The 15739-nt window shown below is 47.5% G+C and carries 18 protein-coding genes and 1 tRNA gene; 15 read left to right on the top strand and 4 right to left on the bottom strand.

All coding sequences use genetic code 11. The annotated features are described in order from the left end of the window. Positions 1–105 precede the first annotated feature (105 nt). From thrS to gorA, 13 genes are all read left to right on the top strand, one after another. Entirely contained in the window at positions 106–2028 is a 1923-nt protein-coding gene (gene thrS, locus AKN87_RS01485) for a threonine--tRNA ligase (protein WP_053102254.1), read from the top strand. Further along, positions 2028–2579, top strand: a complete 552-nt coding sequence (gene infC, locus AKN87_RS01490) for a translation initiation factor IF-3 (protein ID WP_173568177.1) — start codon at positions 2028–2030, stop codon at positions 2577–2579. Before thrS ends, infC begins: the two co-directional genes overlap by 1 nt. A gap of 62 nt (positions 2580–2641) precedes the next feature. Then, positions 2642–2836 (top strand): 50S ribosomal protein L35, encoded by a 195-nt coding sequence (gene rpmI, locus AKN87_RS01495; protein WP_053101722.1) that lies wholly within the window; start codon positions 2642–2644, stop codon positions 2834–2836. 31 nt (positions 2837–2867) lie between these two features. After that, the gene (gene rplT / locus AKN87_RS01500; protein WP_053102255.1) at positions 2868–3224 is read left to right on the top strand and encodes a 50S ribosomal protein L20; all 357 of its coding nucleotides are present in this window, start codon (positions 2868–2870) and stop codon (positions 3222–3224) included. Between the two features lie 178 nt (positions 3225–3402). Next, the gene (gene pheS / locus AKN87_RS01505) at positions 3403–4419 is read left to right on the top strand and encodes a phenylalanine--tRNA ligase subunit alpha (protein WP_053102256.1); all 1017 of its coding nucleotides are present in this window, start codon (positions 3403–3405) and stop codon (positions 4417–4419) included. Between the two features lie 30 nt (positions 4420–4449). After that, positions 4450–6831: a phenylalanine--tRNA ligase subunit beta gene (gene pheT / locus AKN87_RS01510; protein WP_053102257.1), complete on the top strand. Its 2382-nt coding sequence runs from the start codon at positions 4450–4452 to the stop codon at positions 6829–6831. Between the two features lie 5 nt (positions 6832–6836). After that, entirely contained in the window at positions 6837–7145 is a 309-nt protein-coding gene (gene ihfA / locus AKN87_RS01515; protein ID WP_053101726.1) for an integration host factor subunit alpha, read from the top strand. After that, positions 7135–7542 carry a MerR family transcriptional regulator gene (locus tag AKN87_RS01520; protein WP_053102258.1) on the top strand — a complete coding sequence of 136 codons (408 nt, stop codon included), beginning with the start codon at positions 7135–7137 and terminating at the stop codon, positions 7540–7542. The genes ihfA and AKN87_RS01520 overlap by 11 nt, the downstream gene beginning before the upstream one ends. Further along, the gene (gene tusD, locus AKN87_RS01525; protein WP_053102259.1) at positions 7542–7934 is read left to right on the top strand and encodes a sulfurtransferase complex subunit TusD; all 393 of its coding nucleotides are present in this window, start codon (positions 7542–7544) and stop codon (positions 7932–7934) included. The genes AKN87_RS01520 and tusD overlap by 1 nt, the downstream gene beginning before the upstream one ends. A gap of 1 nt (position 7935) precedes the next feature. Beyond that, on the top strand, positions 7936–8295 hold the full coding sequence (gene tusC / locus AKN87_RS01530) for a sulfurtransferase complex subunit TusC (RefSeq protein ID WP_053102260.1): 360 nt from the start codon (positions 7936–7938) through the stop codon (positions 8293–8295). Then, on the top strand, positions 8292–8594 hold the full coding sequence (gene tusB, locus AKN87_RS01535; protein WP_053102261.1) for a sulfurtransferase complex subunit TusB: 303 nt from the start codon (positions 8292–8294) through the stop codon (positions 8592–8594). The genes tusC and tusB overlap by 4 nt, the downstream gene beginning before the upstream one ends. Next, positions 8588–8929 (top strand): TusE/DsrC/DsvC family sulfur relay protein, encoded by a 342-nt coding sequence (locus tag AKN87_RS01540; protein WP_053102262.1) that lies wholly within the window; start codon positions 8588–8590, stop codon positions 8927–8929. The genes tusB and AKN87_RS01540 overlap by 7 nt, the downstream gene beginning before the upstream one ends. 51 nt (positions 8930–8980) lie before the next feature. Beyond that, positions 8981–10342 (top strand): glutathione-disulfide reductase, encoded by a 1362-nt coding sequence (gene gorA, locus AKN87_RS01545; RefSeq protein ID WP_053102263.1) that lies wholly within the window; start codon positions 8981–8983, stop codon positions 10340–10342. 68 nt (positions 10343–10410) lie between these two features. On the opposite strand, the gene AKN87_RS01550 is transcribed toward gorA, so the two are convergent. Beyond that, entirely contained in the window at positions 10411–10992 is a 582-nt protein-coding gene (locus AKN87_RS01550; protein ID WP_053101733.1) for a DJ-1/PfpI family protein, read from the bottom strand. A gap of 154 nt (positions 10993–11146) precedes the next feature. Between AKN87_RS01550 and AKN87_RS01555 the strand changes: the two genes are divergently transcribed. Together AKN87_RS01555 and AKN87_RS01560 are read left to right on the top strand one after the other, a co-directional pair. Continuing rightward, positions 11147–11223 (top strand) — tRNA-Met (locus AKN87_RS01555). Between the two features lie 319 nt (positions 11224–11542). Further along, positions 11543–12847, top strand: a complete 1305-nt coding sequence (locus AKN87_RS01560; protein ID WP_148561482.1) for a ferredoxin reductase family protein — start codon at positions 11543–11545, stop codon at positions 12845–12847. Positions 12848–12884: 37 nt separating this feature from the next. Here the strand turns inward: AKN87_RS01560 and AKN87_RS01565 are convergent, their stop codons facing one another. From AKN87_RS01565 to AKN87_RS01575, 3 genes are all read right to left on the bottom strand, one after another. Then, a complete protein-coding gene (locus AKN87_RS01565) occupies positions 12885–14402 on the bottom strand; it encodes a VWA domain-containing protein (RefSeq protein WP_053102265.1) in 1518 nt (505 codons plus the stop codon). Positions 14403–14471: 69 nt separating this feature from the next. Next, complete coding sequence (locus tag AKN87_RS01570) at positions 14472–14990, bottom strand: hypothetical protein (RefSeq protein ID WP_053102266.1); 519 nt, start codon at positions 14988–14990, stop codon at positions 14472–14474. Between the two features lie 5 nt (positions 14991–14995). Then, the gene (locus tag AKN87_RS01575; protein ID WP_053102267.1) at positions 14996–15739 is read right to left on the bottom strand and encodes a hypothetical protein; all 744 of its coding nucleotides are present in this window, start codon (positions 15737–15739) and stop codon (positions 14996–14998) included.

Below are 15739 nucleotides of genomic sequence, written 5' to 3' on the forward strand. Positions count from 1 at the left end.
AAAAAAGTTTTGCCTTGTATCGCAAGTGATAGATAAATCGCTCTTACTGGCTCATCCCAACCCATGTGACCTTTGGTAGGGGTCACCACTAGGAGAGGAGGCGCCATGCCCGTTATTACCCTTCCTGACGGAAGTCAGCGTTCTTTTGATCAACCCGTTTCTGTTGCCGAAGTTGCCCAATCAATTGGTGCAGGTTTAGCCAAGGCAACCATCGCCGGTAAAGTGAACGGTCGTTTGGTCGATGCTTGTGATCTGATTACAGAAGATGCCAGTTTGCAAATCATCACGGCAAAAGACGAAGAGGGCGTGGAAATTATTCGCCACTCCTGTGCGCACCTTGTTGGGCATGCGGTTAAACAGCTGTTTCCGCAAGCGAAAATGGTGATTGGGCCGGTGATTGACGAAGGCTTTTATTACGATATTGCCATTGAGCGTCCTTTTACTCCTGAGGATATGGCTGCGATTGAGAAGCGCATGCAAGAGCTGATTAATCAAGATTATGACGTCATTAAAAAAATGACTCCGCGTGCTGAAGTAATTGAGCTATTTAAAGCGCGCGGTGAAGATTATAAATTACGTTTAATTGAAGACATGCCAAGCGAAACGCAAATGGGCTTGTACTTTCACCAAGAATACGTGGATATGTGCCGTGGTCCCCACGTGCCTAATACTCGTTTTCTAAAAGCTTTTAAGCTGACTCGTTTCTCGGGTGCTTACTGGCGTGGCGACTCTAAAAATGAGCAATTACAACGTATTTATGGTACGGCGTGGGCGGACAAAAAACAGCTGAATGCCTATATTCAGCGAATTGAAGAAGCCGAGAAGCGCGATCACCGTAAGCTGGGTAAACGTTTAGATCTGTTCCATACTCAAGAAGAAGCGCCAGGTATGGTGTTTTGGCATCCGAACGGCTGGACGATTTATCAGGTACTTGAGCAGTATATGCGTAAAGTCCAGCGTGATAATGGCTATCTAGAGATTAAAACCCCGCAAATTGTGGATCGAGTACTCTGGGAAAAGTCGGGGCACTGGACCAACTATGCTGACAACATGTTTGTCACTGAGTCAGAGTCACGCGATTACGCGATTAAACCGATGAACTGTCCGTGTCACGTGCAGGTGTATAATCAAGGTCTAAAAAGCTACCGTGAGTTGCCGCTACGTCTAGCTGAGTTTGGGTCTTGCCACCGTAATGAGCCATCGGGTGCATTGCACGGCATTATGCGGGTGCGTGGCTTTACTCAAGATGATGCGCATATTTTCTGTACCGAAGATCAAATGCAGGCCGAATCTGCAGCCTTTATCGAGTTAACTCGCAAGGTATATCAAGACTTTGGCTTTACTGATTTAGAGTTAAAGCTCTCTACCCGTCCAGAGCAGCGAGTAGGTTCTGATGAGCAGTGGGATAAAGCTGAGGCGGCTTTGGCAGCGGCATTAGAGGCTGCGGGTCTGGAGTACGAGTTACAGCCAGGTGAAGGTGCATTTTACGGTCCAAAAATTGAATTTTCATTGCGCGACTGTTTAGGCCGTGTTTGGCAGTGCGGAACTTTACAACTGGATTTCAATCTACCCGTACGTTTAGATGCTGAATATGTCAGTGAAACAAACGATCGTAAGCATCCGGTGATGTTACACCGAGCTATTTTGGGTTCGTTTGAGCGTTTTATTGGTATTTTGATTGAGCATTACGAAGGTGCTTTCCCAGCTTGGTTGGCCCCAACACAAGCGGTCATTATGACAATTACCGATAAACAAGCTGAATTTGCCAAGAATTTTGAAAAAAATCTGAATGAAAGTGGATTTAGAGCCAAGACTGACTTGAGAAATGAGAAGATCGGCTTTAAAATCCGCGAGCACACTTTGTTGAAGGTTCCTTATCTGTTAGTAGTAGGTGATAAGGAAGTGGAAACGCAAACTGTCGCAGTTCGCTCTCGTGATGGAAAAGATTTAGGAACCATGACGGTTGAGCAATTTAAACATGAGTTAGAAACTGCGATTTCCCGGCGCGGACGCCAAGATTTGGAGTGATTATTATCAAGCGAGATATGAGACAAGACAGACGAAGTGCCCCTAAGGCCCCTATTAACGAAAACATCACCGCACGTGAAGTGCGTTTGATTGGCGCAGATGGTGAGCAAGTCGGGATCGTCTCGATTGATGAAGCCCTGCAACTTGCCGAAGAGGCAAGATTGGATCTGGTAGAGATTTCTGCGGATGCTAACCCTCCAGTATGTCGTGTCATGGATTATGGCAAACATCTGTTTGAGAAGAAAAAGCAGCAAGCACAGGCTCGTAAGAACCAGAAACAAGTGCAGGTAAAAGAAATTAAGTTTCGTCCAGGGACGGATTCAGGGGATTATCAGGTAAAACTACGCAACCTGATACGTTTCCTAGAAGACGGGGACAAGGCCAAGGTATCGTTACGATTCCGTGGTCGTGAGATGGCTCACCAGGAGCTGGGCATGGAGCTGTTAAAGCAGGTTGAAAATGACCTTGCAGACTACGGCACCGTTGAACAGTTCCCGAAGATGGAAGGACGTCAACTCATCATGGTCATCGCCCCGAAAAAGAAAAAGTAACCCCCTAGGGCACTGGCAGGCCTTAAGGTTATGCGTAATCACTGAATGCGGAGTATTCAAACATGCCAAAGATGAAAACAAAGAGCGGTGCTAAAAAACGTTTCAAGGCTACCGCCAACGGCTTCAAGCACAAGCACGCTTTCAAGAGTCACATCTTGACTAAAATGACTACTAAACGTAAGCGTCAGTTACGCGGTACATCCTTGATGCACCCGTCTGAAGTTCAACGTGTAGAGCGCATGTTGCGCGTTCGTTAATTTAAGTCTAGATAAATAAAGGTAATAGTTTATGGCTCGTGTAAAACGTGGCGTTCAGGCTCGTCGCCGTCACAAGAAAATTCTGAAACTTGCTAAAGGTTACTACGGTGCACGCTCACGCGTATTCCGCGTTGCCAAGCAAGCGGTAATCAAAGCAGGTCAATACGCCTACCGCGACCGCCGTCAGAAAAAACGTCAGTTCCGTGCATTATGGATTGCTCGTATTAACGCCGGTGCGCGTGTAAATGGTCTGTCTTACAGCCGTTTCATTGCTGGCCTGAAAAAAGCATCCATCGAGATCGACCGTAAGGTACTCGCGGATCTAGCGGTAAATGAAAAAGCGGCGTTTGCTGCCATCGTTGAGAAAGCTAAAGCTGCTCTAGCTTAATTTCGAACGTTGCAACAAGCGTTAAAAAAATAAGGGAAGGGCTCAGGCTCTTCCCTTATTTCGTATATAATCAAACACTTATCTTAATCAGTTAATGTCAGAGCGTCTTGCAAAAGTGCGACTGCCAAAGCAAGCGGTCTTTTAGCAGGCAGTTTTGCAAGACACTTTGGAGGTTTAAATGGAAAATCTCGATGCGCTCGTCGCACAAGCCATTACAGCAGTAAATAATAGTCAAGACACTCAAGCTGTTGAACAGCTACGGGTGCAATATTTAGGTAAAAAGGGTGAAATCACCCAGTTAATGAAGCAGTTGGGTGGTCTTTCAGCTGAGGAGCGGCCTAAAGCGGGCGCTTTAATTAACGAAGCTAAAGAGCAAGTTCAGTCAGCGCTAAATCAGCGTAAAGCATTATTAGAAGATGCCGCACTTGAAGCTCAGTTAGCAGCAGAAACTATTGATGTCACCCTGCCAGGGCGCGGTCAGCAAAGTGGTGGATTGCACCCAGTAACGCGTACTATGGAGCGTATTGAGAAGTTCTTTAGTCAAATTGGGTATGGTGTGGCAGAAGGCCCGGAAGTGGAAGATGACTATCATAACTTTGAGGCGCTGAATATCCCCGACCATCACCCGGCACGGGCGATGCACGATACTTTTTATTTTGATGCACATATGCTGCTGCGTACCCATACCTCACCCGTACAAGTGCGCACGATGGAGCAACAACAACCCCCGATTCGTATTGTTTGCCCAGGCCGTGTCTATCGCTGTGACTCGGATATCACTCACTCACCGATGTTTCATCAGGTAGAAGGCCTGCTGATTGATAAAAACATTAGCTTTGCTGACCTGAAAGGCACCATTGAAGAATTTTTACGGGTGTTTTTTGAAAAAGATTTAGGCGTACGCTTTCGCCCATCCTTTTTCCCGTTCACTGAGCCTTCGGCAGAAGTGGACATGGAATGTGTGATGTGTAATGGCGATGGCTGCCGCGTGTGTAAGCAAACCGGTTGGTTAGAAGTTATGGGCTGCGGCATGGTGCACCCGAATGTGCTGCGTATGTCGGGAATTGATCCTGAACAGTTCCAAGGCTTTGCCTTTGGTATGGGCGTTGAGCGTTTAGCTATGTTGCGCTATGGCGTGAATGACTTACGTCTGTTCTTTGAAAATGACCTGCGCTTTTTAGCGCAATTTCGTTAAGTTTTAGATCATTCTTAGGAGCAGAACAGTATGAAATTCAGTGAAAGTTGGTTACGCAGTCTAGTTAATCCAGCCGTTTCTCGTGATGAGTTGGTGGCGCGCCTATCGATGGCGGGCCTTGAAGTTGACGCAGTCGAGCCGGTGGCTGGAGCGTTTTCTGGTGTGGTCGTAGGGGAAATTATGGCTGCTGAGCAGCACCCGGATGCCGATAAGTTACGGGTTTGCCAGGTGTCTGATGGTCAAGAAACATTTCAGGTGGTCTGTGGTGCGCCCAATGCCCGGGTAGGGATTAAAATTCCTTTTGCAAAAATTGGCGCAGTATTACCAGGCGACTTTAAAATCAAAAAAGCTAAGCTGCGTGGCGTTGAGTCGTTTGGCATGTTGTGCTCAGCCAGTGAGTTGCAAATTAGCGAAGAAAATGACGGCATTTACGAGCTTGATTTAACATTGCCTACGGGGCAGTGTTTGCGTGAGGCGTTAAACTTAGATGACGCCATGATTGAAGTGGATTTAACCCCTAACCGTGGTGACTGTCTGTCTTTAACCGGTTTAGCACGTGAAGTGTCGGCGCTGTATGGCGTACCGGCCAATTTACCAAGTGCCAGTGCTGTTAACGCAACACATCAAGACACGTTACCGGTTGAGGTGTTAGCTACTGAAGCCTGTCCACGTTATCTAGGACGCGTGATTAAGAATGTCGATTTAACTCAGCCATCTCCTGAGTGGTTAGTTGAGCGCTTGCGTCGCAGCGATGTGCGCAGTATTGATCCGGCAGTTGATGTTACTAACTATGTCATGCTGGAAATGGGGCAGCCATTACACGCCTTTGACTTAGCTAAAATCCAAGGCGGTATTCAGGTTCGCTACGCTAACGAAGCAGAAAAAATTACCTTGCTCGATGGTCAAGAAGTTACGCTTAATGCGCAAACGTTAGTCATTGCCGATCATCAGCAGGCACTAGCGATTGCCGGTGTGATGGGCGGTGAAGAGAGCGGAGTACAGGTTGAGACAACGCGTGATCTATTCTTAGAAAGTGCTTTTTTTGATCAAATTAAGATTGCTGGGAAAGCCCGCTCCTACGGACTTCATACCGATGCTTCACATCGCTATGAGCGTGGGGTTGATTTCAATTTACCGCGTCAAGCGCTGGAGCGCGCGACGGAATTACTGCTAGCAATTGTCGGTGGTGAGGCAGGTCCTATCACTGAAGCGCTTGCAGCTGAACAGTTACCTAAGCGTGAGCCAATTACCTTACGTGCCGAACGTATTGCGCAAATGTTTGAGCTAGAGTTAGCTGACGCCAAGATAGAGCGTTTGCTCACAGCGTTAGGTTTAACTTTAACTGCGCAAGCACCAGGCGTGTGGCAGGTAGAAGTGCCAAGTCACCGTTTTGATTTAACGATTGAGGCGGATCTAATCGAGGAAGTCGGTCGCTTATACGGTTATGACCGTTTACCGGTGAACTATCCGCAAGCACGTTTAGCGCCACAGCCGCAGCCAGAAGATCAAATGAGCCTGCCGGTGTTGCGCCGCTTATTGGTAGCTCGCGGTTATCAAGAGGCCATTACTTACAGCTTTATTGATCCTAAAGTATTTGCGCTCTTTCATCCCGATGAGCCTGCATTAGAATTGGCTAACCCAATTTCCAGCGATTTGTCGTCAATGCGTGCCTCGTTACTTCCGGGTTTATTGAAAGCGGTTGGACATAACTTAAATCGTCAGCAAAACCGTGTGCGCTTATTTGAAAGTGGCTTGCGTTTTGTTGGTCAGCTAGACAGCTTAAAACAAGAGCGTATGTTAGCGGGTGTGATTACCGGATTACGCTTACCAGAAGCTTGGGCGCATAACCGTGAGGTGGTGGATTTTTATGACCTTAAAGCTGATGTGGAAGCTATTTTAGGTTCAGCGGGGGCTTTGGATCAGTTTAACTTCGTTCCTTGTCAACAACACGGCTTCCATCCGGGGCAATGCGCGCGGGTAGAGCGTGCTGGACAGGTCGTAGGCTACATGGGAGCTCTGCATCCAAGCCTAGCCAAAGCGCTGGATTTAGATCAGCCGGTATTTATGTTTGAGTTGTTGTTAGAAGGAATTCAGCAAGGCCGATTACCTGCGTTTCAGGAATTATCACGCTTTCCTGAAGTACGCCGAGATCTGGCGTTAGTGGTGGCAGCTGAAGTGCCTGCGGCCGAAATCGAGCAAGCCATTCGCAGCGCTGCCGGTGAGTGGCTCACCCAGTTACGCTTATTTGATGTCTACCAAGGTAAAGGAATTGAGCCTGACAGCAAAAGCTTGGCGCTTGGCTTGACCTGGCAGCATCCATCCCGCACTCTAACTGACGAGGAAGTCAGTAATTCCACCGATAGTGTCTTGGCGTTACTGGCGGATAAGTTCAAGGCTTCATTAAGGAAGTAAAAGTAATGAGTGCATTAACTAAAGCAGAAATGGCCGAGTTTCTTCACCTAGAACTTGGCCTGAGTAAAAAAGATGCAAAAAATCTAGTGGATAGTTTTTTTGAGGAAATACGCCTTGCTTTAGAAAATAATGAACCGGTCAAATTGTCAGGTTTTGGAAATTTTGAATTGCGTGATAAGCGCGAGCGACCTGGACGTAATCCTAAGACGGGCGAAGAAGTTGAAATTTCTGCCCGTCGAGTGGTGACCTTTAAGCCGGGTCAAAAATTACGTGATCGAGTCGATGATTATGCTAGAGAGCTCAGTGAGCACTGAACAAACGACTGGGTTAAGCATTCCCGATAAACGCTATTTTACGATTGCCCAAGTTAGTCAGCTGACCGGGGTTGAGCCCCATATCTTGCGGCAATGGGAGCAAGCTTTTGCTGAGTTATTGCCAGTCAAACGTCGGGGAAAACGTCGGTACTATATTCGGCAGAATATTTTTATTGTGCAGCAGATTAGTCAGTTACTTAACAATCAAGGCTTAACGATTGCTGAGGCTAAACGCTTTTTATTGCACGGTGAAACATCAGTGTTAGCTAATGCCGCGGATGATCTGGCAGCGCCGGCAGCTGTGCCTAAACTAGAGCAGCAAGTACTGGCTGAAATTCGTCAAGAGCTTAGCGAGCTCTTAGTGTTACTGCAGCAACCTTTAACGGATAACTCGTGATGAAATTTACCCTGATGGTGACCGGTTCTGCCCAGTCTGCAGGCTCACGCCGCGCCCTTAAGTTTGCTCAAGCCTTACTTGAGGCAGGTTATGAACTGACGCGTGTGTTTTTTTATCAGCAAGGGGTAACCAATGCCTCGTTGCAGTTAGTCATAGCACAAGACGAAGCCAATACCGCCGCGCAGTGGCAAGCGCTGGTACAGCAATATCAACTCGATGCAGTGGTGTGTATTGCTGCTGGGTTGCGGCGTGGTGTACTGGATCAAGCGGAAGCACAGCGCTATCAGATCATGAGTCATAATTTAGCGCCAGGCTTTGAGTTATCAGGCCTTGGACAGCTGCATGAAGCTCTGCAAAGCAGTGATCGCTTATTAAGTTTTGGAGAGTATTGAAGTGCAGAAAAAACTATTACTGATAGCCAAATCTGCGCCTTGGTCGAGTTTAAATGCCCGAGAACTACTCGATATTGCTTTATCTGGCGGTGCCTTTGAATTACCGATTAGCCTGTTATTTATGGGGGATGGGGTACTGCAACCCTTAGCCCAGCAACAGCCAACAGTACTTGAGCAAAAAAATCTATCAGCTAATTTGCAAGCCTTACCTTTATTTGAGATTGATGCTGTGTATGTGTCTGCTGACTGTTTAGCTAAGCGTGGGCAGCTAGAGACAGAGCGGGTGATTGCGGCAACTGTGGTAGATACTCAGCAAATCAGTCAATTATTGGCTAACCATGATCAGGTGATAGTGCTATGAATCAGAATTTGCCAGCAACCTTACATGTGGTGGCTACTTCACCTTATAGTCAGCAAGAGTTAGCCCTGTGTTTGATGGCTTATGCCGTAACTGATCAGCTGTTGTTAGTGGGGGATGCGGTCTACGGCCTAGTGCAGCTAAGTGGGGCTTTAAGCCAAATTGCACACGCCGGTCAACTCTATGTATTGGAAGAAGATTTGCAGGCGCGCAATATCCATTTGCCGGCCGGAGTGAATGCCATTAACTATGCAGGCTTTGTGGAGTTAAGTACTCAGGCGCAGCGAGTCTGCACATGGTGAGTGCAACACTCACTGTCGCTGGACGGGTGATTGCTTTGGACCAAGACTTGTATCTAGCTAATCTTGACGATTGGTCGCCCGAGGTGGCTGAGCACTTGGCCGCGTTAGAAGGTATTCAGTTACAAGCGGCTCATTGGGAAATCATCCAAGCGGTACAGCAGTTTTATCAGACTTTTGATTTGTCTCCTGCTAATCGTGCCTTAGTGAAGTATATTGCGCAGCAATTAGGTAAAGAAAAAGGCAATAGCTTATATTTAAATAGCTTATTTAATGGGCAGCCAGCCAAAATAGTATCGCGTTTAGCTGGCTTGCCTAAGCCTGCCAACTGTTTTTAAGTGCATTAGCGGTGCGGAGGCTAAGCTAAGAGCACGAGATAGGAGCGAGTGATGTCGTTTGATTTTGATCTATTTGTGATTGGTGCAGGTTCAGGTGGCGTACGTGCTGCCCGTTTTGCCGCAGGTTTTGGGGCTAAGGTTGCCGTGGCTGAAAGCCGTTACCTAGGGGGAACCTGTGTTAACGTTGGTTGCGTGCCCAAAAAGTTGATGGTGTATGCCGCACAAATGCCAGAAGAGCAGGCACTAGCGGCAAGTTTTGGTTGGCAAGCTGGGGTGAGTGAGTTTTCTTGGCCGACCCTGATTGAAAATAAAAACCGAGAAATTGAGCGGCTCAATGGGATTTATCGCAATTTGCTGGTGAACTCTGGCGTTGAACTCATTGAAGGTCATGCAGCAATCAGTGGACCCAATGCGGTTACAGTCAATGGTACAACCTACACCGCTGAACATATTTTAATTGCCGTAGGTGGCTGGCCTTTTGTGCCTGAGTTTCCAGGGAATGAGTACGTGATCAGCTCAAACGAGGTGTTCTACCTGCCCGAACAGCCTAAGCGGGTACTAGTGGTTGGCGGCGGTTATATTGCGGTTGAGTTTGCCTCGGTATTTCACGGGGTTGGCAGCGACACAACGTTAGTCTATCGAGGCGAGCAGTTTTTACGGGGCTTTGATCAGGATGTACGTAATCATCTTGAGCATACCTTGGGTGAAAAAGGGCTAACACTGAAATTTAATACGGACATTCAAGAAATTACTAAGCAAACTGACGGTAGTTTATTAGTGACCTTTAATGATGGCAGTCAAAGCGAAACAGACTGCGTGTTTTACGCGACCGGCCGCCGCCCGATGCTGGATAATCTAGGGATTGAGCAGCTAGGTATTAAGCTGACGGATAAGGGCTATATTGAGGTTGATGAATATTATCAAACCTCAGTGCCTAGTATCTTAGCAATTGGTGATGTGATTGGCCGAGTGCAATTAACTCCAGTGGCTTTAGCTGAAGGGATGGCAGTAGCCCGGCGTTTATTTAAGCCTGAGCTTTATAAAGCAGTTGATTATCAGCTGATTCCTACTGCGGTATTTAGTCTGCCCAATATCGCCACGGTCGGCCTAACCGAGGAGCAGGCCAGGGCGCAAGGCTTGGATCTGGCTATTTATGAAAGTAAGTTTAGACCTATGAAGGCTAGCTTATCGGACAGCCAAGAGCGTATTTTAATGAAACTGATTGTCGATCGTGCCACAGATAAAGTACTGGGGTGCCATATGGTAGGGCCGGATGCTGGTGAACTGATTCAAGGCATTGCGATTGCGCTAAAAGCTGGTGCTACTAAGCAGGTGTTTGATGACACCATTGGTATTCACCCTAGTGCGGCCGAAGAATTTGTGACCATGCGCACTGAGAAGTCACCGAGTTAATGTAGGCTTCATTAATATAAAAATGCCGTCATTGACTGACGGCATTTTTGTTTGCTGCACATTTTAAGTTAGAGGGTAATTTTAGTACCCAGTAACATTAAAAAGCCGGCTAACCAGGTAGGGTGGGCAGGCCAAGCTGGTGCGGTAACCAAGTTGCCTTCTAAGTGAGCATGGCTTGCATCAAGCTCGACGTACTCGCCACCTGCTAGCAATACATCGGGCTTACAAGCTGGGTAAGCGCTGCACTCACGGCCTTCTAATACACCGGCGGCAGCAAGCAGTTGTGGTCCATGACACACAGCGGCAATAGGCTTTTTCTTGCTGCCAAAGTGCTCAACGATAGTAAGCACTTGCTCATTTAAGCGTAGGTACTCTGGTGAGCGGCCGCCAGGAACGATCAGTGCATCATAGTCTTCTGCTTTAACATCAGCGAAATCGAAGTTAAGAATAAAGTTATGGCCCGGTTTTTCACTGTAGGTCTGGTCACCTTCAAAGTCGTGAATAGCGGTGCGCACAAAGTCGCCAGCTTTTTTTTCAGGGCATACTGCATGCACGGTATGACCAACCATTTGCAATGCCTGAAAAGGGACCATAACCTCGTAATCTTCGACGTAATCACCTACGAGCATTAAAATTTTCTTTGCTGCCATGATAAATTTCCTTTAAGTAAATGAACCGTAACACTTAGGCATAGTACGCTAAGAATATGGCAGTTAGGTTAAAAAGTAAGAAAAATGCATTATTTTACAAACAATGGTTGACAACCATATTTAAACTAAGCATAATGCGCGCCATCGAAACGAAGGCTACATAGCTCAGTTGGTTAGAGCGCAGCATTCATAATGCTGATGTCCCAGGTTCAAGTCCCGGTGTAGCCACCATCTTCAGTTTGATTGAATCATCAGTCAAACAACATTAAGCCCCTTAATTGGGGCTTTTTTGTTTTTAAAATTTATCTTGCATCTTTATTTATAGGCTTTTAGCTAACGCTACTGGTTTCTGTGCTGCTAATTAATTGTTGAATTAGCCCGTCATGTCGCATCTCGCTGTAGTGGGTTAAGTAAGAGCCAAACTAATAAATTTAAAACGAAATGAAAATGCTTTCGTTTATATTTAAGTTGTTGATTTATAAAGAATAATATGTTTTTTGTGGTGATTTAATCTATAGTCTTAAGTGAAATTAGTTAATGAGATAATGCCGTGAAAAAGAGCATAAGTCTGATTGTAGTGATATGTGTAGGGCTATTTGTATGGTCGCTCACAGGGCTAGAAGTCAATAACAGTATTTGGTTTTGGCGTAAGCAGCTTATTTACTTAAGTGGTTTTATTGCTTTTGTGCTGATGAGCTTGGTCATGCTGCTGGCGATTCGGCCGCGTTGGCTAGAGGCCCGTTTTAATGGTTTAGATAAACTGTATCGCTTGCATAAATGGGCGGGTATTTGGGCGATTGTTTTTTCTTTGCTGCACTATGGGTTAAAACTGAGTAAGCCCTTACTAAAGCTAGTGTTTGCAGCTGAAGTGAAGACAGGAGTAGGGGCAAAAGCGGTGGCGTGGTTCGATGGTTACCGCAGTATTGCTAAAGACCTTGGCGAGTGGACGGCCTGGTTCTTAGCCGGCATGCTAGTCATTACCTTGTGGCAGCGCTTTCCTTACCATGTGTGGCGGTATGCGCATAAACTGATGGCAGCGGCGTATTTAATTTTGCTGTTTCATGCGGTGGTACTGATGCCAGCCCATTGGTGGTCGATGCCGACGAGTTGGTTAATTGTAATGGTAGGAGTTATCGGCGCTTACTGCGCGGTTGTTTCTCTATTAGGTAAAATTGGCACAGCTCAGCAATACACTGGCCAAATTCAGCAGTTGCGTCAGCTGCCGAGCCAGGTATTAGAAGTAGCATGCGCTTTGCCTCAAAGCTGGCAATATCAGCCAGGGCAGTTTGCTTTTGTTAAGTTTGCGGCACTGCCTGAAGCTCATCCCTTTACGCTGAGTAATGCTGCAACCACAGCGGGTGTAGCACGCTTTTCAATCAAAGTGTTAGGGGATTACAGCGCCCGTTTGTCGGCCCTGCTCAAGGTCGGGCAGAAGGTGCAAGTAGAAGGACCTTATGGTTGTTTTACTCCGCGTCTTGGTGATGAGCAGCCGCAATTATGGGTAGCCGGTGGAATTGGGATTACACCTTTTGTTGCCTGGTTAGAAGCCTTGCAAGCGCAACCTGAAACAGCGCCACAAGCAACCCTATATTATTGTGTGGCTTGCCGTGAGCAGGCTCCTTATCTGGAGCATTTAGAACACTTGGCGAGTCAGCTGCCAAGCATTCAGTTACGGGTGCATACCAGTAATACTCAAGGCCGGTTAACTGCAGACACTATCTTGCAGGGTAGTGCACTGGATACACCGATTTGGTTCTGTGGCCCAGAGCCTTTTGCGCGCTCGATCCAGCAAGAAATGCAGCGCCAAGGCCGCAGTCTTGACTGCTTACACTTAGAGTATTTTAAAATGCGTTAAGCAAATGGCCACGCCCAGTACGGGCGTGACTAGGCGGTTAGTCACAGGATTGTTGGCTGAACTCGGCAGTTGATTGCAGGAAGGCTTGGTTCAGTGTGGCAATATTTTGTGAGTTATAAACGCGGCCTTGCGTGGCTTCGGCAACACAGTTGGATAGGCCGTGGCCACTAAGGTCGACAATATTGACTTGTAATCTTGGTTTTTGCTGAGCTAAGCGCTTAGCTACCGCGCAGATATTTTCGCCACAGCCATCCTCCCCATCGACGAACATGACGATCATGGCATCTTTGGTGACACCATCGATCTTCGCTGCTGCTGCTCGCAAACTGGCGGCTAAAGGGGTGCCATCGTAGGCAGTTAAACTGGCCACGCGTTGTTTTAGTTGGCGTCTTTGGCTGGGACCGTAGAGCCCATGATCGACAGGTTGTGGGCAGCCATTAAAGGTAATCAGGCGCGTGAGAATATCTGGATCTAGGTGGTCCAGCATTTGGCTATAGGCCTGTTTCGCTACGTTCTCACGGGTAGGCTCGCGTAATAAGTGTAAGCGCTTGGGGTGACGATTGTTGTCCTCGTAGAGCAAGCCTGATTGATTAATCCATTGCTCTTCTTCGGCGCTGGTTTGGATGTTTAAGCGCATAGAGCCAGAAGTATCTAATACTGTGACAAAGTCGGGTGGCTCGATGCTGCTGGATTTACTGCAGGCATAATGTTCAACTCGACCGCTTTTAACCAGCCTGCTCGATTTTTTTACCGCTGGAGCTGGCTGAGCGGTTTGGGTTGGCGTTGCGGGTGTTTTGGCAGCCGGTGCTTGGGCTTGCGCCTGAGCGGGTGGTTGCTCCTTAGTTTCAGGTAAAGTTAGCGCTGGCGGTGTAGGATCGATGGCTGCGCGCGGCTCTTCCTCTACCGAAGGTGCAGATGCTGGCGTAAGATCAGCCTCTTTGGGAAGTGCGGTGTCCAGCAGAGGCGGAGTAGGAGTCACTGTAGGATGGGATGAGGTTAACCTGCATCGCCAGAATCCATACAATAGCAGAGCGAGTAACAGCAATAACAACAGCAGCCAGGGCCAGTATTTTTTATTAGCTGACTTGGGGCTTGCTGGAGTGGAAGCTGGGACGGCTGCGATTGTGTTGTTAGTTCGCAGTGGTGATGGCGTTGCTGCGGTAGCGCTAGGCAGGTTTGGCCAGTCAATAAATACTGGTTGCTCATTGATGCTAAATAAATTAGCGCTGGTGGGGGCTTTAAGCAGCTGTTGCAGTAGTCTAGCAGCGGCGGGTTGGTTAGCGGTTAACTGCTCGATAATCAAGCGTAACGCTTGTTGACTTTGCTCAACTTTGTGCAGTAAAGCGGTTTGTTGCTCCTCAGTTAGCTGAGCATAGGCTAGGGGTTGCCCGGTTAATTCAGACCACCATTCGAGCGCACCTTGAGGGCTGACTTGAGCACTGGCAAACAGATTAACCACCCTAGGTGGACAGTGCTGTTGCAGCGCCGCCAATTGCGCTTGGGCCGAGGCCGAAAAATCAGTATAGGGCCGATCGGTACGAACAATGCGTTGCATAAAGCAGACTCAGGTAAACAAAAAAGAGCGATAACTATACGTGGATAGTTATCGCTTAAGCAGTTTTTCTTAATAGCCTAGGCTTAATTGTAAGCGACTAACTTGGCGTTGCAGTTCAGCCAGTTCTTTACGTTTCGCCGCAATTACTGCGGGATTGTTATTATTAGCTTGCTGCTGAGTACGTTTAATTTGCGCCTCTAAGTTAGCTAGTTGCTGTTGTGCATCGGCTTTATTGGCGTGCTTAGTTTTAAGTTGGCTTAGTAAAGTATTGAGCGACTGCTGTAGTTGCGCTTGTTGCTGTTGCTGCGTCTTTAAATCAGCTTTTACGGCTTGTTGTTGGGCTTCGATTTCAGCATAAATTTGATGGAACAACTGATTTTCTGCACGGGCATCTAACAGTTGTTGCTCATTATCTTTAACTTGCTGACGGTAAGCACCGCCGGTATCACAGCGAAGTTTTTCCCACATGCTGGGATCAGCTTTAGTGGAGTCGCAATGGCTAAGGTTTTGCGGATTATTTGCGCAACCTACTAGCATTAAGCTGAGACTGATGCTGGTTAGCCAAGCAGTGTGTTTTAAATTAATCATTCTGATCACCCAATTTTAATCGCTGAACGCTGACGATAGAGACCATCAACTTCGTTTTGTAAGGCGGCAACCTTTTGATTCATTTGTACAATTTCACGCTCCATAGCCACCACGTTATTCCCCGCGCCATCATTACGCTCTTGTTGCGCAACTTTGCTGTATTCTTGCGCTTTGTTTTTCATGTTGGCTAAATCTTTGCGCAGTACGGCAATGTTGCTATCGATACTGGCCAGTTCGTTGCGTGCTTGGGCTTGGTTAAGTTTGTTATTGGCTATATCGCGATTAATTTGGGCCAGCGTCAGTTTGTCATCATTAATCACGCGTTTTGCTACTTCGGTACGTTGCACGACGCGCTGAGTATCTTGGCGCACATCTTGGGTCATGGCCTGTAAGCGTTGGGTGCTGTTGGCGTATTGGCCGCGGCGATTATCCAAGTAGTAGTTGGCGCCCATTGCCACGCCACAGGAGGCAATACCAGCGGCCACAGCGCAGGCCGCTTTATTTCCACTGTTCGAGGCAAGGCAAGCCAGGACCCCGACTCCAGCGCCTACCGCACAGGCTTGATAGCCAGATTTACTGAAGAAGGTGGCGCTATCGGACTTCGTTAAGCGGCTATCAGCTGCCGTTCCAGCCATCTGACTGCCGGTGGTCTCGCAGCCGGCTAAGAGCAGGCTACTGGCAAGCGCTAAGCTTAATACGCTAGTTTTGTTGAATACTGTCCCTGAAGATAGTAATGAGACTAATCGCAT

The organism is Thiopseudomonas alkaliphila (assembly GCF_001267175.1).
GTDB lineage: Bacteria > Pseudomonadota > Gammaproteobacteria > Pseudomonadales > Pseudomonadaceae > Oblitimonas > Oblitimonas alkaliphila.